The organism is Mucilaginibacter flavidus (assembly GCF_024055575.1).
Classification (GTDB): domain Bacteria; phylum Bacteroidota; class Bacteroidia; order Sphingobacteriales; family Sphingobacteriaceae; genus Mucilaginibacter; species Mucilaginibacter flavidus.
Genome location: NZ_JAMXOE010000001.1, coordinates 955,041 through 977,658 on the forward strand (window position 1 = coordinate 955,041; position 22,618 = coordinate 977,658).

The 22,618-nt window shown below is 43.9% G+C and carries 19 protein-coding genes and 1 tRNA gene; 7 read left to right on the plus strand and 13 right to left on the minus strand.

The genetic code is table 11. The features are described 5' to 3' along the window. Positions 1–49 precede the first annotated feature (49 nt). The 4 genes from NAF19_RS04235 to NAF19_RS04250 all read right to left on the minus strand — a co-directional run bounded on the left by NAF19_RS04235 (position 50) and on the right by NAF19_RS04250 (position 5,468). Positions 50–844, minus strand: a complete 795-nt coding sequence (locus NAF19_RS04235; RefSeq protein ID WP_252788560.1) for a DUF4249 family protein — start codon at positions 842–844, stop codon at positions 50–52. Continuing rightward, entirely contained in the window at positions 835–3,606 is a 2,772-nt protein-coding gene (locus NAF19_RS04240) for a TonB-dependent receptor (RefSeq protein ID WP_252788561.1), read from the minus strand. Before NAF19_RS04240 ends, NAF19_RS04235 begins: the two co-directional genes overlap by 10 nt. Before the next feature lie 105 nt (positions 3,607–3,711). Then, positions 3,712–4,425, minus strand: a complete 714-nt coding sequence (locus NAF19_RS04245) for a LytR/AlgR family response regulator transcription factor (RefSeq protein WP_252788562.1) — start codon at positions 4,423–4,425, stop codon at positions 3,712–3,714. Continuing rightward, positions 4,422–5,468: a sensor histidine kinase gene (locus tag NAF19_RS04250; RefSeq protein WP_252788563.1), complete on the minus strand. Its 1,047-nt coding sequence runs from the start codon at positions 5,466–5,468 to the stop codon at positions 4,422–4,424. The genes NAF19_RS04245 and NAF19_RS04250 overlap by 4 nt, the downstream gene beginning before the upstream one ends. Before the next feature lie 254 nt (positions 5,469–5,722). Here NAF19_RS04250 and NAF19_RS04255 point away from each other — a divergent pair, with 254 nt between their 5' ends. After that, positions 5,723–7,786, plus strand: coding sequence for a beta-L-arabinofuranosidase domain-containing protein (locus NAF19_RS04255; RefSeq protein WP_252788564.1), 2,064 nt, complete (start codon positions 5,723–5,725; stop codon positions 7,784–7,786). A gap of 64 nt (positions 7,787–7,850) precedes the next feature. On the opposite strand, the gene NAF19_RS04260 is transcribed toward NAF19_RS04255, so the two are convergent. Genes NAF19_RS04260 through NAF19_RS04275 form a run of 4 tightly spaced genes read right to left on the minus strand, consistent with a single transcriptional unit; the run spans position 7,851 to position 10,900 of the window. After that, complete coding sequence (locus NAF19_RS04260; protein ID WP_252788565.1) at positions 7,851–8,669, minus strand: DUF4097 family beta strand repeat-containing protein; 819 nt, start codon at positions 8,667–8,669, stop codon at positions 7,851–7,853. 14 nt (positions 8,670–8,683) lie between these two features. After that, a complete protein-coding gene (locus NAF19_RS04265) occupies positions 8,684–9,535 on the minus strand; it encodes a DUF4097 family beta strand repeat-containing protein (RefSeq protein ID WP_252788566.1) in 852 nt (283 codons plus the stop codon). A gap of 12 nt (positions 9,536–9,547) precedes the next feature. After that, a complete protein-coding gene (locus NAF19_RS04270; RefSeq protein ID WP_252788567.1) occupies positions 9,548–10,363 on the minus strand; it encodes a zf-HC2 domain-containing protein in 816 nt (271 codons plus the stop codon). A gap of 12 nt (positions 10,364–10,375) precedes the next feature. Next, a complete protein-coding gene (locus NAF19_RS04275; RefSeq protein ID WP_252788568.1) occupies positions 10,376–10,900 on the minus strand; it encodes an RNA polymerase sigma factor in 525 nt (174 codons plus the stop codon). Between the two features lie 680 nt (positions 10,901–11,580). Between NAF19_RS04275 and NAF19_RS04280 the strand changes: the two genes are divergently transcribed. Next, positions 11,581–12,801: a hypothetical protein gene (locus tag NAF19_RS04280; protein WP_252788569.1), complete on the plus strand. Its 1,221-nt coding sequence runs from the start codon at positions 11,581–11,583 to the stop codon at positions 12,799–12,801. A gap of 9 nt (positions 12,802–12,810) precedes the next feature. On the opposite strand, the gene NAF19_RS04285 is transcribed toward NAF19_RS04280, so the two are convergent. The 3 genes from NAF19_RS04285 to NAF19_RS04295 form a co-directional block, all read right to left on the minus strand. Continuing rightward, entirely contained in the window at positions 12,811–13,029 is a 219-nt protein-coding gene (locus NAF19_RS04285) for a heavy metal-binding domain-containing protein (protein ID WP_252788570.1), read from the minus strand. Positions 13,030–13,152: 123 nt separating this feature from the next. After that, positions 13,153–15,432, minus strand: a complete 2,280-nt coding sequence (locus NAF19_RS04290) for a TonB-dependent receptor (protein ID WP_252788571.1) — start codon at positions 15,430–15,432, stop codon at positions 13,153–13,155. Positions 15,433–15,614: 182 nt separating this feature from the next. Next, positions 15,615–16,001, minus strand: a complete 387-nt coding sequence (locus NAF19_RS04295) for a hypothetical protein (RefSeq protein WP_252788572.1) — start codon at positions 15,999–16,001, stop codon at positions 15,615–15,617. Between the two features lie 230 nt (positions 16,002–16,231). Here NAF19_RS04295 and NAF19_RS04300 point away from each other — a divergent pair, with 230 nt between their 5' ends. Then, entirely contained in the window at positions 16,232–16,696 is a 465-nt protein-coding gene (locus NAF19_RS04300; RefSeq protein ID WP_252788573.1) for a hypothetical protein, read from the plus strand. A 58-nt stretch (positions 16,697–16,754) separates the two neighbouring features. Here NAF19_RS04300 and NAF19_RS04305 read toward each other — a convergent pair whose 3' ends face one another. Then, positions 16,755–17,198, minus strand: a complete 444-nt coding sequence (locus tag NAF19_RS04305; RefSeq protein ID WP_252788574.1) for a UPF0158 family protein — start codon at positions 17,196–17,198, stop codon at positions 16,755–16,757. Between the two features lie 114 nt (positions 17,199–17,312). Here NAF19_RS04305 and NAF19_RS04310 point away from each other — a divergent pair, with 114 nt between their 5' ends. The 4 genes from NAF19_RS04310 (at position 17,313) to NAF19_RS04325 (ending at position 22,225) form a co-directional block, all read left to right on the plus strand. Further along, on the plus strand, positions 17,313–19,070 hold the full coding sequence (locus NAF19_RS04310) for an SWIM zinc finger family protein (RefSeq protein ID WP_252788575.1): 1,758 nt from the start codon (positions 17,313–17,315) through the stop codon (positions 19,068–19,070). 123 nt (positions 19,071–19,193) lie between these two features. Beyond that, on the plus strand, positions 19,194–20,552 hold the full coding sequence (locus NAF19_RS04315) for a Gfo/Idh/MocA family protein (RefSeq protein WP_252788576.1): 1,359 nt from the start codon (positions 19,194–19,196) through the stop codon (positions 20,550–20,552). Further along, the gene (locus NAF19_RS04320) at positions 20,552–21,601 is read left to right on the plus strand and encodes a DUF6807 domain-containing protein (protein ID WP_252788577.1); all 1,050 of its coding nucleotides are present in this window, start codon (positions 20,552–20,554) and stop codon (positions 21,599–21,601) included. The genes NAF19_RS04315 and NAF19_RS04320 overlap by 1 nt, the downstream gene beginning before the upstream one ends. Before the next feature lie 189 nt (positions 21,602–21,790). Beyond that, complete coding sequence (locus NAF19_RS04325) at positions 21,791–22,225, plus strand: hypothetical protein (protein WP_252788578.1); 435 nt, start codon at positions 21,791–21,793, stop codon at positions 22,223–22,225. A gap of 116 nt (positions 22,226–22,341) precedes the next feature. On the opposite strand, the gene NAF19_RS04330 is transcribed toward NAF19_RS04325, so the two are convergent. Then, positions 22,342–22,415, minus strand: a tRNA-Pro gene (locus NAF19_RS04330). Between the last annotated feature and the right edge of the window lie 203 nt (positions 22,416–22,618).

A 22,618-nucleotide genomic window follows, 5' to 3' on the forward strand; every position in this document is an offset into this window, starting at 1 on the left:
CGGGCGGTTAAATTACCCGGTGGCACCGTCAAAATCAGGGGTAAACCGGCTAAAGCACGTTGAAGCTTAAAGTATCCGCTTGCATTGCTGTAAATATGCCAAAGCCGTTTGTAACATTAGTTGGCGTATTTACCAGGTTTTGCGAAGTCGACCTGCCGGTATTGCTTTTCAGCAAGTCTATGTATTCCTGGTTTACACGTAACAGTATCACTTTATAGTGCCCGTAAAAAGGTATAACGTTTGTCGTAACATAATACCCCGACTTTCTATCGGTATTCAGCTCAAAATCCGTTTCGGTATTATTCCCGCGGCTCCCCAGCGGAAACTCAGTACCGTCAGAGCTTTTAAAAACCAAAACGTGGTTTAACGAGTCGGGGTTTGCCCAGGTAAAGCGGTTTATAGTATCAGGGATTGCATTTGGGCCCGATGGAGCTTTTGGATATACCACTGCATATTGCGTTGCGAAATCCGCAGGTTTAGCCGGCATAGTTGTTTTGGCGGTTACAGTTTCCGCCAGGTATTTAAATATCAGCGTATATGTTTTGCCTGCTGTTAAAAACGCGATGTCACTGTAGGTATAGATTCCTTTGGCCGTTTCAACCAGTTGCACAGTATTGTTCCCATCCGATACGCTAAGCTGCTGGCCAGTAATGGGCGCTCCGTAGGTAGCGGTATCAGTTAAAGCCTTTTGCTGGTAAAGCTTCACCAATATTGCATTACCCCCCATTAAATAAGCCTCTACAACGGGCAAGCTGGTGGTTGTATTTGTGACATCCTTTTTACAGGAAGCCAGCAACAGCGATACGCCTGCAAAGGCGAAAAATATATGCTTCTTTATTTCCATCTTAAACTAAATGTAATATTGGGCGTAAAACCCAGGTAGTTAACATCGGTAGTAATTGCTGCGTTGTTTTGCAACTGGTATTCGCGGTACCAAATGTTGGTGTGGTTGTAAACGTTGAACAGGGATATACCAATACTGCCTGTTTTATCGCCATTTATCTTCAGCAAATCGTAAGTTGCAGAAAGGTCGAGGCGGTGATGATCAGGAAGGCGTTCGGCATTTTTCCCACTTACGTTATATGATGTTGATGATGTTCCGTCAGGCGCAGTAATTGTATAGGTCGACAGCGGCGCAGTGTAAGGATGTCCGGTACTGAAAATAAAAACCGCCGAAAAGTTCCACCGGTAGTAGTGATACATATTAATAGCCTTAAACTCGTGGCGTATATCCTGGTCGGCAGGGTAGTAATTGTTGCCGTAGGCAGAAAATTTATTTTGGGCTTCGGCTAAGGTATAGCTCAGCCAACCAGTGTACCTGCCTAACTTTTTCTGCAGCAAAATTTCTATACCCTTTGCACGGCCGGTTCCCTGGAAAAAATCTTCCTGGATTGTTCCGGCACTGCCGGGCGCAAAACCTGATTGACGAATTGTGTATTGCGTAAGGCCCGAAAGTGTTTTATAGTAGCCTTCCACATCTATTAAAAACTGGTTGTTTTCGTAGGCAACGCCGCCCATAATATGCCGCGACGAGCTTACCGGGATGTTCGCATTATTTGAAAGCACCCAAAAATTACGGTTGCCATTAACCACATCTTCGCGGGTTACCTCGTTCATAAACTGGTAAAACTGCCCGGTTGCTGCCTTAAGCGTATAATGGTCGCTCAATTCATAGCTTGCCGAAAACCGGGGCTCGGCATAAACCCTGCCTGTCGGGTTAAACCACGTTAGGCGGGCACCGGGCTGCAGGTGCAGCTTGTTTGTAGGGTCAATTTCAAGTTCGGCATAGCTGCCGCCTAAAATAGCCGTATTGTGTTGGTTAATGAGCTTGCTGGTATCGTTTTGAATATAATCGTAATTGATTTGCTGCCGCGACAGGAAGCCGCCATATAATAATTTCAATTTATTATCCATCTGCCATTCCCATTCCGATTTTAGCCCGATGTCTTTCAAATTATTAGTTTCAACCGTGCCATTGCTAAAATTGGTTTGGTTGCCGTTTTCATCTTTTGCTGTACCTGCCGTAGTCCGGTTCCTGTTGTTAAAATAAGATGAGTAGGTGATATAGGTATTTGAATGCAGTTGTTTGTTCCACTGGCTAAACCATTTAAGGCTACTGCCCAGGTTACCATATTTCGTATAATCCGTAATATCGATATTGCCGCTGCCTGCGCTGATAAACGAAGGTAGTTCCAACTGCCGGCTGTTATCCGTTTTATCCGAACCCGAATACAGGCTCCACGCCAGCGAATTGTTCCTGTTAATGTGATAGGTATATCGCAGATCGGCATCATAAAAGTGCGATGCGGGTGTGGTTTGCTCACCAAATCCGCCGCCACCGGGAGGCCCACCTCCGGGAGGCGCCCCTCTTCCCGGAGCGCCGCCGACGGCAGTAGAGGTATTAAATTGCTTAAATATTTTATCGTAAAACGGCCCCTGGTATGAACGCCTGAAGGCCACCATCAGCGACGACTTATCTGTTATGGGGGTTTCTGCAAAAAGATTAATGCTGAGCAGGCCCAGGTCGACCCCGAAATTAGCATCGTTTTTATTACCGTCCTTGCCGTTTATTTCGGTAACGCTCGACAGCCGGCCGCCGTATTTTGAGGAGAAACCGCCTTTATAAAGCTGAACGTCCTTTACGGCGTTACTGTTAAACGCACTGAAGAAGCCATAAAGATGATCGACCTGGTAAACTGTAAAACCGTCAAAAACTACCAGGTTCTGATCCGGCGTTCCGCCACGCACATACGCGCCTGATGACGACTCATTGGTAGCGCCAACGCCCGGCATTAGCTGAAAGGCCCGCATAATATCTTTTTCGCCAAGGCTGGGCAATTTGTCAAGGTTGGCCGGCGACAACTGCAGCACGCCCACCTTTTTTGTATCAGTGTTCATCACACCACTTTTTTTGCCGTTGATAGTAACCTCATTCAGCGTGTTGAGTGCCTTAAACATTCCTATCAAAATCGGATTATCTATATTTTTAGGGGTTAAACGCAAATATTCCTGTTGGTATCCCGAATAGGAAACCTCAACAACACACGTGTCGGCCGGGATATTGAACAGGGTAAAGCTACCATCGGTATTGGCGGTGGCTGATAGTGTGGTATTCCTGATTTTTACCGTTGCAGACGGTAACGATTCGCCGGTAGCCTGGTCCGTTATCCGGCCACTAATGGTGAACATAAAATGCGCCGGCGGCGCCTTAGGTTTTTCGATTAATATAGGTTTGATTGCCCCCGCTGCCGATTGCCTAAGGGTATTTAACTTTTTTAGCCGTGCAAGGTCGTCTGTATTTTGAAGAATATAAATGGTGCCATCGCTCTCAATCCAGTAATGCAGCTTATTATCCCTGCATACTTTTTCAAGCACTTCCTTTAAGGATTCATTAAAAAAATGATTGGCTATATCGAATTTACTGACCGAGTCGCGCTCGAAGACTATATTCAGGTGATAGTTTGCAGATACGGTATCAAGCAACAGATCAAGGGAACAGGTGAAAAAATGATCGATGTTTGTTTTTTTAAGTATTTTTTGTGTCTGCTGGGCAAAGGCGCCTGCGCTACAACCCATAATTATAATTAGCAGTAATAATTTCTTCATCCGTTTTCTTTGCTGTCAGCAACGAATGTCAAACATGCAGGCCGTTATGGAAATTAAAATAGATGGATGGGCAATATGTGCCGACAAGAGCCGGAATTGTGTGCTTTATTCAATACCCTTACCTATCATTTTATGAATCATATCGCGGTAATTATCGCTTAACGGCAATTCGGTATCAACAATTTTTACTTTGCCGCGCCTTATTTGTGTAACGTAGTCTACATTAATGATATAAGATTTATGCACCCTGTAAAACAGTTCCGAAGGCAGTTGAAGTTCTATGGCTTTGATGCTTGTGCGTGAAAGGACAGCTTTTGGCTTATTCGCCAGGTTGATTTTTACGTAGTCCTTCAATCCCTCAATATACTCGATATCATCAAAACTTATTTTAACCAGCGTATAGTCTGCATGTACGAAGAAATATTTCTTTGGCGAATAAGCTTGTATAGCCAGGGCTTTGTTTAACTCAAACTGGCGTTGCGCCTTTTGACAGGCCTTCAGAAAACGATCCAGGGGTACGGGTTTAACCAGGTAATCCAGAATATCCAAATCGAATCCCTCAACGGCGAATTTTTCATACGCTGTAACAAAAATCACCATCGGTTTCGTAATTAAACTTTTAACCAGCTGCAAACCGTTGAGGCCAGGCATATGGATATCACAAAATAACAGGTCGACCTGCTCAGTCTGCAATATAGTGATGGCCTCAGCAGCTGTACGGCAACGGCCAACTACCTGTATGTAGTTAACATGTTTCAAATTATCTTCAATAAGGTCGAGCGCCAGCGGCTCGTCGTCAACAAGTAAGCATCGCATCATTTTAATTGTATTTGAAGATTAACAGTATATACATTCCCCTTTTGGCTAATAATAAGGCTGTGCTTACCGGGATATAATAGCTCCAGCCGCCTTTTTACGTTATTTAACCCTATCCCATGGTCTTCGTCTTTGTAAAGCTGGCCGGCGTCGTAAGTATTGGTTACACTAAAGTCCAATAAACCACCTGTGGTTTTTAGATATACATTCACGGCCGGCTCCGCAACGTTACCCGTTCCATATTTAAACGCATTTTCAACAAACGGGATCAGCAGCATCGGCTCAATGGCCCTCTCTGGTTCGGTAACGTCGAACTTAAAATCAACCTTTACCGCGCTGCCAAACCGCAGCATTTGCAGTTCGATATAGCTGCGTAAATAATCCACCTTTTGTGCCATCGTTACTCGTTGCTCATCGCTTATGTAAAGCATGTACCGCAGCAGCTTTGACATCTGTATCAGCGTGGGTTCAACGGCCGTCGGATTAAGACGGGACAGTGCTACAGTGCTGTTTATCACATTAAAAATAAAATGCGGACTAATTTGTGAACGAAGGAAAGCAAGTTCGGAAACCAAAGAAGCGTTGGTGATATCACGCTTGTTACTTATCGCGGCAAATTGGTCGGCAAGGTAACGGTAAGCGAAACCCGCAGCAGTTATGGCGGCTAAAGGCAACAGGTTAAAATTTACAAAAAATGGCGGTTTGTGAAGTGGCCCGAATGGCATCCTTCCACCCGGGAAAATAAAAGCAGGCCTGGAATGCACCATGATAAAGTCGAGCGTTACAAATGAAAGTAACAGCAACGAAAAGTAAAGCCATACCTTCTTTTTGTTGTTTAGGATAACGGGAATCAGGTAAAAAGCATTCAGGTAAAATTGAACGGCTAATAAAAAATTAATAAGCACTAAATGCCATGCCGAAAACAGCCCGCGAAAGTTACCATCCGAGGGCCTGGACAATACGGGGATAAATGTAATAAACGCCCAAAACAGCAGGTGCAATAAAACTTCGATTATGACGGCTGGTTTAATACGCTTAAAGATCATGGGGATAACTGACAGTTAGTTTCGGTTATTTAAATACACTAAGTGATTAAATGTGCCGATAACAGGTACAATTATCGCGATAAATCAGGTTTGGTTTTACGGACATGCCCATCTGGAAGGCTTATTTAACAACATTTAACGTTAAATATTTAACTACTGTTAAAATGGCTTTCATATTCAGTTGACAACCCTGTTTTTTTTAATGACAGCGGCGGTTATTTTTTTACATTTGAATTCCGGAATAACCAATTATTATGAAAAACAGATTATCATCCTACTTTAAAACAGTATCCATTTGTTGCGCTGCGACGTTAGCAACCAGCGAAGTAAACGCCCAGGCTATTTCTGTAGTAAAGCAGATTGATAATAAACCACACAACAGCTACTACGTATCAAACAAAGCGCCGCTGACACCGCAATACTTTATCAAATTACCGGTAACTGCTATAAAACCCGGCGGCTGGCTAAAAAAACAATTGGAACTGCAACGCGACGGACTCACCGGCAACCTGGGCGAGATAAGCGTGTGGCTATCAAAAACCGACAATGCCTGGGTTAATAAAAGCGGGCACGGCAAATATGGCTGGGAGGAATTGCCTTACTGGCTAAAAGGTTATGGAGATATGGCTTATGTGTTGAAAGATCCGAAGATGCTAAAGGAAACGAAGTTTTGGATCGAGGCGGTAATACGTAACCAGCGGGCAAATGGTGATTTCGGCCCGTTGAATGAAACCAAACCTGGTCGCAGGGATTTGTGGGGTAATATGCCGATGCTTTGGTGCCTTCAATCGTACTACGAATACAGCAACGACCCGCGGGTTTTAAAGCTGATGAAGGCTTATTTTAAATATGAGCTGGGAGTACCTGATAACTTGTTTTTGAAGGATTACTGGGAAAACAGCCGCGGCGGCGATAATTTGATAAGTGTTTACTGGTTGTACAACCGCACCGGCGAAAAATGGCTGCTGGATTTGGCTACAAAAATCGATAAAAATACTGCAAACTGGCGACAGGCAAATAATTTACCTAACTGGCATAACGTGAATGTTGCCCAATCGTTCCGTGAGCCGGCGACTTATTACATGCAAAGCAAAGTGCCCGCGGACCTGCAGGCATCATACAACGACTTTAAGCTGATCCGCAACATTTACGGCCAGGTACCAGGCGGCATGTTCGGGGCCGATGAAAACGCGCGCAAAGGATACGATGACCCGCGCCAGGCAGTTGAAACCTGCGGCATGGTTGAACAAATGACGTCGGACGAGTTTTTGCTGCAATTTACCGGCGATACTTTTTGGGCTGATAACTGTGAGGACGTGGCGTTTAACACTTTTCCCGCTGCGTTTTTACCAGACTACCGCGGCCTGCGTTATTTAACCGCCCCTAACATGGTAGTTAGCGACAGCAAAAACCACGCGCCAGGCATTGATAACGATGGCCCGTTTTTAAATATGAACCCGTTCAGCAGTCGTTGCTGTCAGCATAATCATGCTGCCGGCTGGGTTTATTATGCAGAGAACAGCTGGATGGCTACACCGGATAATGGGTTGGCCGCGCAATTGTATTCGCAGGGATCGGTTACAGCAAAAGCCGGTAACGGACAAAAAGTTACCGTTACCACAACTACTAAATATCCTTTTAGCGAGGTGGTTGAGTTTACTGTAAATACGGCAACACCCAATAAATTCCCGCTATACTTAAGACTGCCCGAATGGTGCCAAAACCCGGACATCAAACTAAATGGCGGCGAATCAAAGCTGGATGCAGGCAGCAGCGGTTACATCAAACTAAACAGAACCTGGAAAAACGGCGACCGCATTACCCTGCATCTGCCTATGACCATAAAGACCCGCGAATGGGAAAAGAATAAAAATAGCGTGAGCGTTAATTACGGCCCGCTTACTTTCTCGTTAAAAATTGACGAAAAGTATGTTAAAAATACCAATAGCAAAGAAACCGCTGTTGCCGATGCCAAATGGCAGGAAAGTGCCGACCCAACAAAATGGCCTACTTTTGAAATTTACCCAGCCTCGGCATGGAACTATGGCCTTTTGCTAAACAAAACCAATCCGGCTGAATCATTCGCAGTTGAGAAAGGCGCCTGGCCGAAGGATAATAATCCTTTCACTAATACCAACGCCCCCATAACACTAAAAGCAAAAGGGAAACAAATACCGGATTGGAAAATTGACCAGTATGGACTTTGCGGGTTGTTGCCGGTTAGCCCTGTTAAAACAACTGAGCCACAAACCAACCTTACGTTGGTGCCAATGGGCGGGGCGAGATTGAGAATATCGGCGTTTCCGGTGGCGGAGTAGATAGTTTGAAAAAGATTTGTCAACTTTTAAAAGTTGACAAATCTAAATTCAGTTAATAAAGTGCTTATTTGGCTTTGCGGATATAGATGTTCCCGTTCATGTTTTTCATCATCATCTGAGGGCCGCCGCCGTTAATTTTGCCATATACCCAGTCTTCTATCTTCAGGCTATACATGGCACCTTTGCCGCCGTTTTTTTGGGTTACGGTTGGTTTATGCTGTTCGGCAACCACGTCAAAATCGGTAAAAATATCGCCGCGGTCTGATTTTAGCTTCACGTCCGCTTTCAACGTTCCCGGGAAAGTCACATCAACATTACCGTTAAGAGTCGTAAAGGCCATAGCAGCTTTAGTGTCGATGCTCCTAAATGTTACCACAACATTGCCGTTAACTGTATTGGCAACTACAGAACCCGATATGTTGGTTAATTTAATACCGCCGTTAACGTTGGTTATTTCCAACTCGCCGCCTATATTGCCTGCTACAATGTCGCCATCGTTTACGGTACCGAGTTTTAAAGTAACATCATTCTGAGGGATCTTTAATACCAGGTTAGTGGTTTTTCCCGCCTCACCTTGTATAGTTACTTTGTTATTATTTTCCTCGGCCTGGATATCCGCCCGGCCACCAGTTGACAGGGCGTGCATGCCATCATGGGTTCTTACACGGCCTTTATGGTCTTTATCTTTGTCCTGTATTTCGATAATTATATCCTTACCCTCGTAGCCGGTTACAGTTATCGAGCCGTCAACCAGGCCCACATCCAATTTGTAAGGTTTGCCGGGCTGGCTAAGCGGCACTGTTAACTGCTGCGTCCCGGCAGTTTGTGCCCAAAGGCTGGTATTTATAAGCATTACTGCCGCTAATACTATCGTTATTTTCATCGTTTTCATCATCTCTATTTTTGTTCCTTAATATAAATATTTCCGTTTAATGTTTCGAATTTTAGTGTTTTGCCACCGGCACCAAAGCGAACATCTGATGCTTTGCTTAATTTGTACGTGGTGCCGCTTTTACCGTGCGCTTCTGTTTTAGTTACCCGTGACGGTAATATTTGCGTATCCGGAAAGTCGGTAAAGAACTCACCGTTCATGCTTTTAAATTCCACGTCGGCCGAAAGCGTGCGTGGGTAGGTAACGTTCAGTTCACCATTTACCGAGTAGTAGGACGATGCATCGGGCGGATTACTCAAATAGGTAACCGTTACCGGCCCGTTAACTGTGTGGGCCTTAGTAGTGCCTTTTGCGTTCGCAACGTCAATTCCCCCATTAACATTATTAATACTTAACGTTCCATACACGTTTTTGACTGATATATCGCCATCGTTAACAGTTGATACATACAGATCAACATTGTTGGGCACATTTACGGTGTATACCAGCTTTAAATTATAGTCGACCCGGTAGCTATAATTATTACGCTGCCAGCGGCGGGGGCGGGTATCATACGGGAAGGCGGTATATGCTATCAGGCTGTCGGGGCCCTGGTCAAAACCAAGTTTGATTTCCTTTTTACCGTTTTCAACTGCTGCGTTGTCGTCGCCGGTTATGGTTTCGTCAATTTCTATCAGCACTTTGTCACCGGCGTAGCCTTCAACTTTTACCGAACCATCCAGGTTGCAGATAGAAACCTTGCCTTTTGTAAAGGTAAACTGCTTGCTGATGTGGGTTTTGTATGATTGCGCCTGGGTTGCCAACTGGGCAAGGCAAAGCCCAACTCCTGCCAAAACAGGGATCAATATTTTTTTCATAAAATGGTTTGTTTAAATGAGTTGAGTAATAGTTTCTTTTATTTTATCCCTCACACCATGGTCGAGGTCTTTTTGTTTTAATAGTTCCTTGAATGACTTCACCGAACTCTTTTCCTGTAATTTCAGCATCACATCTGCAATTGCCGACTGCATCAGCGGCGAATCCTGCGTCGTGATGGACTGCACCAGGCCAAGTCGCACTTCCGGATGACCGGCAAGATGTGTCAATGCATCCAACGTGCTTAAGCGCACATTCACGTTAGGGTCGTTATTCAGGGTTGCCAGCAGAGCGTCTATCACTTCTTTATCCGCATGCTTAATTTCGGTGGTATAGCTTACCCCCCGAATACGCTCGGATGCCGAAGGGTTTTCAAGCAATGCCAGCGCCATGGTTTGCTTCAACTCATGCACCTGGGTGGTCAAGTCAGCCATTTGCTTATCCTGCTTACTGCCGCCTTTTAGGTTAAAAAACAGGTACCCGCAGCCAAAACTTACCAAAATTATGGCAAAGGTATAAGCCAACGGCCATTTTTGCCGCCATTGTAACAGCCAGCCAAGCTGTTGTCTGATACCTGCTGATGAGCCCTTTTTGTTTGCTTCGGTTGCTTTAAAATCATTCAGCATCGCCGTGAAATCAGTCTTCATACTAGCAGATGGCTCAGGTACTTCAACCTCGTCCATCATGGCCCATAACTGCTGCATGCTGGCCAGCTCTTCGCGGCAGGCGGCACAGCCGTTAAGGTGTTGCTCCAGCGTTTCGCGTTCGGCCGGCTTCAGCTCGTTATTTATCCAGCCGGCAAACAGCCCTTCATATTGCTCACATTTCATCGTTTTCCTGTTTTAGCGTTCTGCTTTTTCATAAATACTTTTCAGCTCCTGCATAGCACGGTGCGCCCGGGTTTTTACGGCTATTTCTGATATATCCAGTATATGCGCAATTTCCTGGTATTTTAGTTCCTGGAACTTACTGAGCGTAAGCACCTCGCGGTGGCTGTCGCTCAGTTTTTCCATTGCCTTATAAAGCCCCAACTTAGCCTGTTTTTTTTCAAGCTGCTCCTCAGGTGTTAAGCCACCGGATAACCGTTCTGTGTGGTCGTCCGTATTTTCATGCTTCACCCGCTGTTTTAAACTTTTGCCCTGGTCCTTCAGCGTATTGCGGGCGATGGAATACATCCAGTGCACAAATTCGCCCGTTGCTGTAAAAGTTTCCCGGTACTTCAGCATCTTATAAAACACCTGCTGCACCAAATCCTCACTTGTTTCGCGCTGATACGTCATGTGAAAAAGGAAGCCATACAGGGGGCGATGGTACCGCTCAAACAGCAGTCCCATTTTATCCAGGTCTCCGGCTTTCACCTTCAGCATGATTGTATTGTCGGCCAACGAGTTCAATCAGTGTCTTTATTAGTGTTATTATGGTTAGATACTCCGGTAAAATAAAATGGTTACAGGAAATGTAAGTTTTTTTTAGTGATTAGAGATAAGAGTTTAGAGATTAGTTTTTTTGACGGCCGCAGACGTCAATACAAAGCCCCATAAAAACAAGAAGCGCTCCTGATGGGCAGGAGCGCGTTCTAAACCAATTATAAACCTAAATTATGAGAAGAGCTGTAAACATGGACTCGAACCATCTTTTACGGGAACGTACCCGCCGCTGCCGACCAGCTGTTTACATTTAATGGTGCAAATATACATGTTTAAACTACAGTTACAATGTAAATAATATAGTTACCTGTTTTTTATTAATTATTTAACATTAAGATTACTTTACTGCGCAATTGACAAGTATTGTCGAAGTGACAATAAATCAATCGATACCAGGGTTTTGGAAAATTAAGTTTGCCCTTGCCAGAAATTCACCTTATATAATTGCCCGTGATTTGGTTTAGCCGCAAGTTTTAAATTTTTGTAGATGTGCAGTATTTGGCATAATACTACCCATAGCCAAAACAAGACGCCGTCGGAAGTGTTAAGCAAATGTTAAATTACCGGGCATTTTGTACTAACTTGCACCTGTTCAGCGTTTTTTCTTTTTATTTGTCCTGATGCACAATTTTATTACCAGTTTTAACGAACTGATATTTTCTAACCAACTCCTTAACCGCAAACGTTACTGGTTACTTACGCCATTGTTCTTATTACTTTTTAACAACGGCTATTCGCAAAGCAGCACATCTATTTTACCCCAGCCCGTTATTCACCAAAACAGGTTTAGCGATTCCGTATCAGACAGGATAAAAGACAGTTTACGAATTGAGCTGCTGCACGCGAAGCTCGACGACCCCGTTACCGAGCGGCAGTATCTAACCAGGCTGCTAAAAGAAGAGCAGGGCGTTACTGTATTTAAAGCGAAAAAGCATGGCCAGAAATTTTACTACCGGCTTGCCATAGCATTTACCAAACTGCGCCTTTACTCGCTGGCCATGAAGTGCTATTTTAAAACACTTACTATTGAAAACAATATAGATACAGTAAAATACAGGCCGCTGGTAACGGCATCGGTTGACAGTAAGCAATTAATGGCTGTTAATTTTACCCGCCAAAAAGACTCGTCGGCAGTTGAAGATAGCGTTGCCACCGGGATAATGAATATCCATACTACCGACATTAGCCTGATAAACAGGGACAGCACATCCTACAATGGCGATGCCGAAATTAAGTCGACACCTATTGAAGCCAGTGATATTATCAACCCGTTTGAGGATGGTAAAAAAGCCGCCACCTATGCATTGTTAATCCATGTGCGGCAGCCGGTATCGGGTAAACGCAGGGTTTATGTGTTAAATAATGTGGGTCATACTTTTATCACGCTGATAAAATACAATACGGATAGTACCATAGTAAGCCGCTCATTTGGTTTTTATCCAAAAAAGAATTTCCCGCTAGCCGCAACACCGCTGTTTCCTTCGTCGCCGTCTACTTTTAAGGATGATGGTTTGCACAGCTGGGACGAAATATCCGGCACGTTTATTTCAAAAAGACGCTTTAACCGCATGCTGTCCATCGTAAAAAAATACGACCATAAAAAATACCAGCTCAGCCATACCAACTGCACCGATTTCGGGCTGGAAATGGCGGCCGAAGCAGGCATTGCTGTAACCGATACGCAGGGCAAATGGCCGCTGGGCCATGGCAATAATCCTGCCTGCATGGGCCAGAGTATGCTGGAAGGCAAAGTAACCGCAACAAGCGAAACCTACAGCGGCAAACTGCTGGTGGTCGACGATTTGGTAAACACCAAAACGACCACGCATTACCACAAATAAACGGCTGATTTATTTTTTGTCGACACTATCCCACTCAACAAGCTTCATTCCACATTTAGGACAGGTTCCCGGTTCGTCGGATGTTATTGAAGGGTGCATGGTGCAGTAATATTTGGCTTTTTTCTTAGTTTCCGTGTTGCCGCCGGCGGCAGCACGGCTATTATTTTGACAGGCCGTTACAGTAAATATCAATGCCACTAAAGCAAGTATTGTTAATAGTTTCTTCATTGTTTTGTGTTTTAATAATCCATGCAAAATCTTTTTTTCCATTAGCTCCGTGCCCTCTTTGGTTCCATTTAACCACAAAGGGCTCAGAGAATGCACAAAGAAATGCAGAGCGCAAAAGTGATTTTAAAAGAAAAATGCCACCCTTAACTTAGCAAAAAATGGTGTCCCGGGTGTAAAGCTCATTTGATCGACAGGAGCTGATTCATTACGCAGCTGCGTTACTTCTTCAGCTTCAAACTCATTCCATTTGGCATTGAAAAGGTTTTCGACCGACAGACCGACTTCGAACTTTGGCCGCGTATAGTTTACCTTCAAATCGGTGACATAGTACCCATCGGCTGTTAGCGTATAGCTTTCGTTTCCGGGGCGTTTGTGCATGTAACGATAGCTGATGCCGCCACTAATACCGTTTTTAAACTTAAAATCCAATCCGCCGGTGCTGGTAAAAGTTGGGGCAAGCGGCAAATAGTTTGCGCCGTTAGCTTCACCTATAAGCCTTGGTTTAGCGAGATTTACATTCAAGTCGGCAAACAGCCATTTAGCCAGTTGATAACGCGCTGAAAAATCTATGCCGTCACGACGGGTTCTGCCTCCTGGCGCAATGGTGCCGTCATCGGTATAAACAAATTCCTGCTGTAGATACAGATACCACACAGCTGCATTCAAATATAAATGCGGGATGGGTTTCCAGTTCAGGCCAAGGTCGGCTCCGTATGCGGCTGGCAAAGTTTGCAGGCCGTTGTTGCCGATTACCGCACGCGCATCGTTGGAGTGAAAACCTTTGCCCGCTTTCAGGTAAAACTGAATTTGTTCATTAGCTGTGTATTGTATATTAAACTTTGGGCTGATGATTGCCTTATTCTGGCTGGTATCATGAAAATTAAAGTGTAGGTAATCAATCCGTGCACCGGCATTGATCAGCCACTTACCGGTTTCCAGGGTTTCATCTACATAAGCATTGGCTTTATTTTCTTTGATGTCACCAGCACTTATGATTTCTAAAAACTGCCCGCTGTGAGTTATGCTGTTATAAACCGGGCCGTATATTTTATCCTGCCTATCGCCAATGCCAAGGGTTGATGTAAGGGTGGCATTGCCTAAATAACTGCGTTTACTAAGCCTTCCATTGTACCCATACATATCCCTGGTCTCGTTCTGGTATTTTAAATCGCCGTTGTCATTGTCATCGGCAAAAAAAGTAGTGTTGACGTGCAGCTGGAATGTATAATGGGTGTAATACAATTGGTTTTCCAGCGACCAATTATTTTTCAAATCCGAAGATAACTTCACTAAGGCATTGGTGCGTGTACTTTTACCGCTCTGCGCACTATCTATAGTACCAAACCTGTTGATGGGACTGGCGGCTATTGAAAGTTTAACGGCATTGCCATTATCATCAATGGCTGTTGTGCCGGCAACTACTGCACGTTCAGGTATCTCGCCCGATGGTATCCAGCTGGTGCTGAAGGTTGACGCGCTTATCGAAAGCTTATTATTCTGTCCAAGCTGTTTGGTGAACTTGCCAAATAGGTTAAAACGCTTGTAATGTTCAGCCAGCGCAAACGGTCCGTTGGTGTAGTTGTATTCCCCGGCTATGTAGGCATTTTCACCACTTTGCTTGGCTTTGCTGCTTAGCAGGTCGATAACGCCAGTTGCCCTGAAGGTATTGAAGCGTCCGCCTTCAAGACTTATCAAACTTTTATCCAGTGCATCTTTAGTTGTATAATTTAAATACCCCGCGGTGGCAAAGTCACCTTTGTCGGTATAGTAGGGCCCTTTACCAAAATCATAGGTTGATACTGTTTCGGGGATCAAAAAATGCAAATCGGCATAGCCTTGCCCGTGTATGTGCGATACCATATTCACCGGCATGCCATCAACCGAAACATTTAAATCGGTGCCGTGGTCGGCGTCGAAACCGCGTACAAAAATCTGCTCGGCCTTGCCGCCTCCCATGTGCTGGGCAATAAACAAGCCGGGCACCAGGCGCATCAAATCCTGCGAAGAATTAACCGGGCGCAGCCTGAGGTCGAGCGCGCTGAGCGTATAAAATGAATTTGCACCTAAGTGTGGTGATACTTTAACTTCATCAAGGCTGATGCTTCCGGCAGCTAAGGCGATAACTACCCGTTCTCCCGATTTTGTAAGTTTCACAGCTTTTTTCTGGTAGCCCAGGCAATGTACCATCATGGTGCAACTGTCGCCTGGCATTGCCATTTGAAAATTGCCCGATTTTGACGTTCCACAAGAGTTTCCGTTTGCGTAAACGGATGCGTTTTCAATAGGCTGGTTAGTGGCGCTGTCAACCACTTTGCCTTTAAATATATGTTGTGCAATTGCCATTTGCGCAGTACAAACTGTAAACAGCAGCAAAGTCAATTTTTTTAATTGAAGAAAATTCATGCAGATGAAATATTATAATGCCAAAGGCATTTACGGCAGGTATTAACCGACCGGGATTAGTTTTAGTTAAATGCGCTAATCAGGTCGATTTAATAAATCAACCGAAAGAGCTACAATAATTAAATATGGAGCCGGTAATCATCGCTATAAAAGGATGACAACCCCAAGGCAAAAAAAGAAGATTATGCTATTGTTTTAGGCGGATGAAATATCGCGTCAATATAGTGATTGGTATATTGGTACGAATAGTTGGGGAATATGGATTTATTATCCTGCAAAGCGACAGGTTCAACAAAAGCAAGCTTAAACGGTTCCTGGAAAAAAGAAATTTCCAGGCGGCTAAAGCTGTCTCTTGCAGCTTCTTTTCGCTCGTTTTCCTGTGCCTGCTTTATCTTTTTTACGAAATAACACTTACCGTTACAATGCAGCCATGGTTTATCGCGATTTTCGCAAAGGGTGGTGGCAATGTATTTTTTGTTCAGCTCAAAGCCCGCGAAGATGAAGAACCGCGAAAAGTGCACCGCCATGAGTGAAACAATAAGAAAGTATGCTGTTATCCGTTTTAACATGCCGGCGCAAATGTAAGGGCTGGTTGCTAAAAAGTCAAGCCGGCCTATATATTATAATTCGATCAGCAAATCATCCTGGTTGTTTGGCGCCTTACTTAAATTTCACCCAGCTGCGTATCCAGGGAAAATCCTAAAAAAAAGCTTGCCATTACTCCCGTGAACCTTTTAGCACCACATACAACTTACCATTTTAATTTATATTTTTAGCGAATAAACCACAACCCATCATCATGAAATTTAAACCTGCAGCTTTAGTAGCATTAACAGTTACTGTTTTTTTAATGGCTTGCAATGCTCCTGCCGAAAAGAAGGAGGCGGCTAATCCTATAATTGGTACCTGGCGGCTGGTATCCGGCGCAACTATCAGTAAAGGAAAAACCGAGCAAACCAGCTACCCGAAAGACCAGCAGATGATAAAAATTATTAACGATACGCACTTTGCATTTTTAAATCACACCATGAATACCGCCAAAGATTCATCAAACAAATTTGATGCAGGCGGCGGCGCATATACCTTAAAGGGCGACCGATATACCGAGCATCTCGATTACTATAAAGACAAAGCCTGGGAAGGCAAGCCATTCACCTTCACCGTTACTTTCAGCGGCGATACGTTGATTCAAAAAGGCGTTGAGAAAGTGGAAGGCACTACTATCGACAGGGTGATTATCGAAAAATATTTGCGGGAAAAGTAGGGGTTAGAGGCCAGAGCTTAGCGATTAGAGATTAGTTTTTTTGATTGCTAACCAGGTGTCACAGTTTCTCCTCTTCGTCGACATTTGCGGCGTCAATCAGGGCCTTTACATACTCAATATAGGCTTCTTCTTTAAACGCATACCACTGTTTCAGCAATTCGGGATAATCCTCAAGCATATCCTTAAAATGGGCAAAAGGTCTTTTGCGCGAAATAACATCGATAAATTTATTGCGTGTGGGGATGTGGCCAATCTGGCCGATGAAGTTTTCCATCACCCTGAATGATTCACGGCTGCTCATGGGTTCGCACTCAATGTAATCATCCCGATTTTCCGATACCTTATCCATTACATCAATCCAACACTCATCATCAAAGCCCGGGTTATGATTCTCATCAGGATAAATTTCAAGTTCGCCGGTAACCTTATGGAAATAGCAAACCATTCCCATATCAAGTTCTTCGGCAATTTGCTTTAGTATTTGGGGTGTTATTATAGGCATTGTTGGTAGATTTTAAATTCGAATTTATAATGTTTTCAAAAGCAAATTTAAAAGAAAAAAGGCACTATATTAGGTCGCACAACCTGCCAAATATCAACCAAAATAAGACCACCTGTGGATATAATTGAAGGCGACAATATGCTTACCATCCAAAACTTCGAGAAACGGATAGGTAAATCAATGCTAAACAAAGGAGTTCAATACTTTGCTAATGGAGCTGTTTTGGAAATTGAAGAAAACGATGGCGAATGGACTGCGGAGGTAGAAGGCACGGAGGATTATTCAGTGGAAGTCTCCGTAAAAAAAGATAATGAAATCACCAAATACTTCTGCGACTGCCCTTATGATGGTGATATATGCAAACACGTGGTGGCTGTTTTGTATGCCATTCGCGAGGAGATCATTTACCGCCCGGTTATTACTAAAAAAAGCCGCGCGAAAAACCCGTTTGACGATTTACTTACCAAAATAACTGCCGCAGAATATGCAAGTTTTGTTAAAGATTACGCCAAGAAAAATAAAGATTTTAAAACAGCACTTGAGATCTTTTTTGCCGAAAAAGATGACAGGGCAGATGTTGGCCAGAAATATACCGACCTGGTACGGAAGCTGGTTAAAAAGTACTCCGACCATGGATACGTCGACTATCGTTCGTCGTCAGGCCTGGCAAACGAAATAGATAAGCTTATCGGTAAGGCCAACGAACTGGTTCATAAGAGAAATTATCTGGATGCTTTTACCATCGCTAATGTTGCGTTAAACGAAATGCAGGAGGTGCTGGCGAGTGCCGACGATTCGAACGGCTCATTAGGGGGTACAGTCTATGACATAGTAGAACTTATTGACTCGATTGTTACTGGCGACGAAATTGCGTATGACTTAAAAGAGCACATATTTAGTGTTTTGTATAAAGAATTCACCAGTAATAAATATTTTGACCATAGTGATTCCGGTTATAATCTGTTTTCCTTATTTGAAAATCTGGCTATCGAACTAAAAAAGGAGCAGATGTACCTTGATTTTATCGACAGCCAGGTGCAAAAACTCACCGGCAACCATGACGATTACGAGCGCAACTTTTACCGGACTCAAAAAATCGACTTTTTAAAAGCGTTAGGCCGAACTGAAGAAGTCGAAGAATTGGTTCAGAAAAACCTTGATATTAAAGAAGTGCGGCAGGAAGAAGTTGACAAAGCAATAGATAGGAAGGACTTCGAGCATGCAAAAAAATTAATTGCAGGCGGTATATTAATAGCAGAGAAACAAAAGCATCCGGGCACTGTATCACAGTGGGAAGAGCAATTATTGCGTATAGCTATATTGGAGAATGATATCGCATTAACGCGGCATTATTATAGAAAGTTTGCACTTGAAAGTCATTGGCTTAACAGCATATACTACGATAAATGGAAGGCTACTTATTCAAAAGAAGAGTGGAAGGTAATAATTGACGAACTGATTGATGAGACTATAAAAAGAGTAACAAAAGCCCACGCCAACGATTCGTGGATGCCGCTAAGCGCTCATTTGTTAACTGCGGTTTCGCCATTTTATATACAAGAAAAGTATTGGGACAAGTTGTTTGCATTGGTTAAGAACGAAAACAGACTGGATAGAATATTGCCGTATCACAAATACCTGGTACATCAATATGCGGACGAATTAGTGCCTATTTATTTGCCCGGCCTAGAATTAAAGGGCGATAATGCAAGCGACCGTAGTCAATATGCTACGCTTGTTAAATTAATGGAGGACTTAATAACAGATATGCCGGCCGGTAAAGACCAAATATTAGCTACGGCGCAAAAACTAAGAACCAAATACCCCCGCCGGCCAGCTATGGTTGAGGAGTTAAACCGTTTGTTGAAATAACTTAATGGTGCCAAAATATATTGTAATACACATCTTACAGAGTTGGTATTACTTTTTGTGTAACTTCATAAATATTAAATTTCGCGTTAACGAAAACCAATTTACCAGTATAAAATAACATCTATGGAAGAATCACGTCGCAAATTTATCAAGCAGGCAACGCTTGCCGGCGCGGGTATAATGCTCGCTAAAAATGGTTTTAGTGCTAAAAGCTACAAACGTATCATCGGCGCTAACGACAGGGTGCGCGTTGGGGTTGTCGGTTTTTCCGACAGGCACCGCAGTTCGCATCTGCCCAGCTTTATGAACCATTACAAAGAACTTAACTTTGAAATAGTGGCCGTTTCGGATATCTGGAAGCGCCGGCGGGAAGAAGGTGCCGCCGTCTGGAAAGAGAAAATGCAGAACGATGTAAAGGCCTACCGCAATAACGAAGAATTATACGACAGCAAAACTGTTGACGCGGTATTTATCAGCACTGCCGATTTCCAGCATGCGCGGCATGCAATCGAGGCTGTAAAAGCAGGTTGCGATGCTTATGTTGAAAAGCCGTTTGCCGAAACGATGGAAGACAACCGGGCCGCTCTTAAAGCGGTGAAGGAGTCGGGTAAGATTGTGCAGATAGGCTCACAAAGGCGCAGCGGGGCAAATTACCATGCGGCCAACGATTTCATCCGTTCGGGTAAATTTGGGCCGATAACGATGGTCGAACTAACCTGGAATGTTAACCAGCCCGGCAGGTGGCGCCGGCCCGAATTATTAGGCGTAATAAAAGAAGAGGATACCGACTGGAAACGCTTTATCATGAACCGGCCTTACGAGCCGTTCAACCCGCGCATTTACCTGGAGTACCGCCTGTTTTGGCCATATTCCTCAGGACTGCCCGGTCAGTGGATGAGCCACCAGATCGATACCGTGCACTGGTTTACCGGCCTTAAGCATCCGCGCAGCGTGGTAGCAAACGGTGGTATTTATATGTGGAAGGATGGTCGTCGCAACTGGGATACCATAACCGCCGCTTTTGATTACGGCCCGCTGGATGACCCGTCGACGGGTTTCCAGGTTACATTTGGTTCACGCATGCACAATGGCGATGAGCACCCTGCCGAAATTTACTATTCAAATGGCGGCGAGCTGAACCTGATAAATAATACCGTTTCGCCAGCCGGTGGGCTAACGCAAAAAATGGCAGCAGCCATGAATATGCAGGCTAACCTATTGCCCGAATTGAGCCTGGCAAATACCGAAAAAGTTGTGGCATCGGCTAATACAGGCGGCGACATACTCACCTCGAACCATGTACGCAACTGGATGGAATGTGTACGCAGCCGTAAAGAGCCAAATGCTCCGGTTGAGGCAGGGTATAGCCACTCCATAGCAAATATTATGACTAATGCTGCGGTACATACAGGGTATAAGGCAACGTTTGATGAGAAAACACAGGAAGTAATGGCCAATGGCAAAGTATTTAAATATTCGTGATGAACAAATTTAAGCAGCTGAGTTTTGCTGTCGCGATAGCATTGCTACCGTGTTTGGTGTTTGCTCAAAAAACAGAGTCGGTAAAGGTTGTAAAATCTACTACGGAAAACAAGATTGATGTGTCGATTGGCGGCAAGCCGTTTACCAGTTTCCTGTATCCGGATAGCCTGGAAAAACCGGTGTTGTTCCCGCTATATGCGGCAAACGGCACTGTAGTTACCCGCGGCTTTCCGCTTGCCCCAAAAGCCGGTGAGCCAACCGACCATCCGCATCACATCGGCCTTTGGTTTAATTTCGAGAATGTAAACGGGCTTGATTTCTGGAATAATTCGTACGCTATACCTGCAAATAAAAAAAGCCAGTATGGATGGATACGGACTGATAAAATACTTGAAACGTCTGGCGGAAAAACCGGGAAACTAGCCTATCATGCTAACTGGACAAACCAGCAAAAGGATGTTCTTTTGGAAGAAACCACCCATTTTGAATTTAGTGGCGATAAAAACCGACGCGTAATAGACCGTATCACTACATTAAAAGCAAATGTTGATGTTGTTTTTAACGATGCAAAAGATGGCATGCTGGGTCTCCGTTTGGGTCACGAATTACAAATGCCGACTAAGGAAGACCAGCAATTTACCGATAACAAAGGCAATGTAACCGTAGTAAAAGGCGGCACCGACCATGTGGCCAACGGCAACTACCTCACCAGCGCCGGCAAAACCGGTAACGATGCCTGGAGCACCCGTGGTGTGTGGTGCAAAGTTTACGGCAAAATGGGCACCGATTCGGTGAGTATCGCGATTATTGATCACCCTAAAAACCCGAATTATCCTACCTTTTGGCATGCCAGGGGTTATGGATTGTTTGCAGCAAACCCATTGGGTGAAAAAATATTTACGAATGGGAAATCTGAAAAGAATTTGGGGTTGAAAAAGGGGGAGGAAGTGACGTTTAGGTATAGGATTGTGATTAGTAGTGGGGGAGAAACCTTAAGTACCGCCAAACTTAATATGCTTGCTGAGAATTTTGCCAAAGTGACTGAATAATCAGAGGGGAGTTCGAAAAATAAAACTTGGTGTCAGTCGCCCTCTTTGTACAATTTTCCAACCTTTTTCTGCATGATTTACAATTATTAGCTAATTTAGTTCTTTGATACAATCTTCAATATTTATGCAAAAATGGTGGGTAATTAGAGGGTATCGGCTAAATTGGACTTTTATAATTAAACATGATTAATGGATAAGCGATTGAAAACCCTGGAGATTAAGTTACCTGACAACTGGGAAGATATATCTGCAGATAATCCTAACGGCCCTCCAACCTTTATCGATGATACAATAGATAATTCAGGTGTATTGCAAATTTCCACAGCAGAATTTCTGTCAGGAAAAATACCTAATCCTGGCGTAGCTGATTTAATTGAACTATCAAAGAATATAGGGCTAAAAAATGAATTTGGAAACTTACAAAACGAGGTATTTGGAAAATGTGATTACGGTATATTTGGTTACGCGCAATTTTCTAATTCCCGGTTTCCTTACACTTCTATTTGGCATATAACTGACGGACAGAACTTTATATTTGCTACATTTATTTGTTCGACAGTCCCAAATCAAGAACATATTGACGATGTAAAGCATATACTAACCTCGATTAAAAGAAAATCATGATTAACATCCCTGTTTGAGTAATTTAGGGTACGCGATTGATCTGATAATTCTCTATTAAAGCAAAAGCCTCTTTCAAATTGCTCTGAAAGGAGTTTTTCTATTGGTATCGCTATCTGTCGGGATGGCAGGATTCGAACCTGCGGCCTCCACATCCCAAATGTGGCGCGATATCGGACTGCGCTAAATCCCGTAAGGGTCTACCAGGCTTCAACTAAGAACCAATGCCCCTGCATTTAACTCAAAGACCCTCGGTCCAAGAAGAACCTAGGGTTTAACCTTGATAAGATTTGGCACCGACCTACTCTCCCATCCGCTAACCAGCGGACAGTACCACCGGGTCTGGCGGGCTTAACTTCATTGTCCGGATTGGAAATACGTATAAAACAAGAAAGC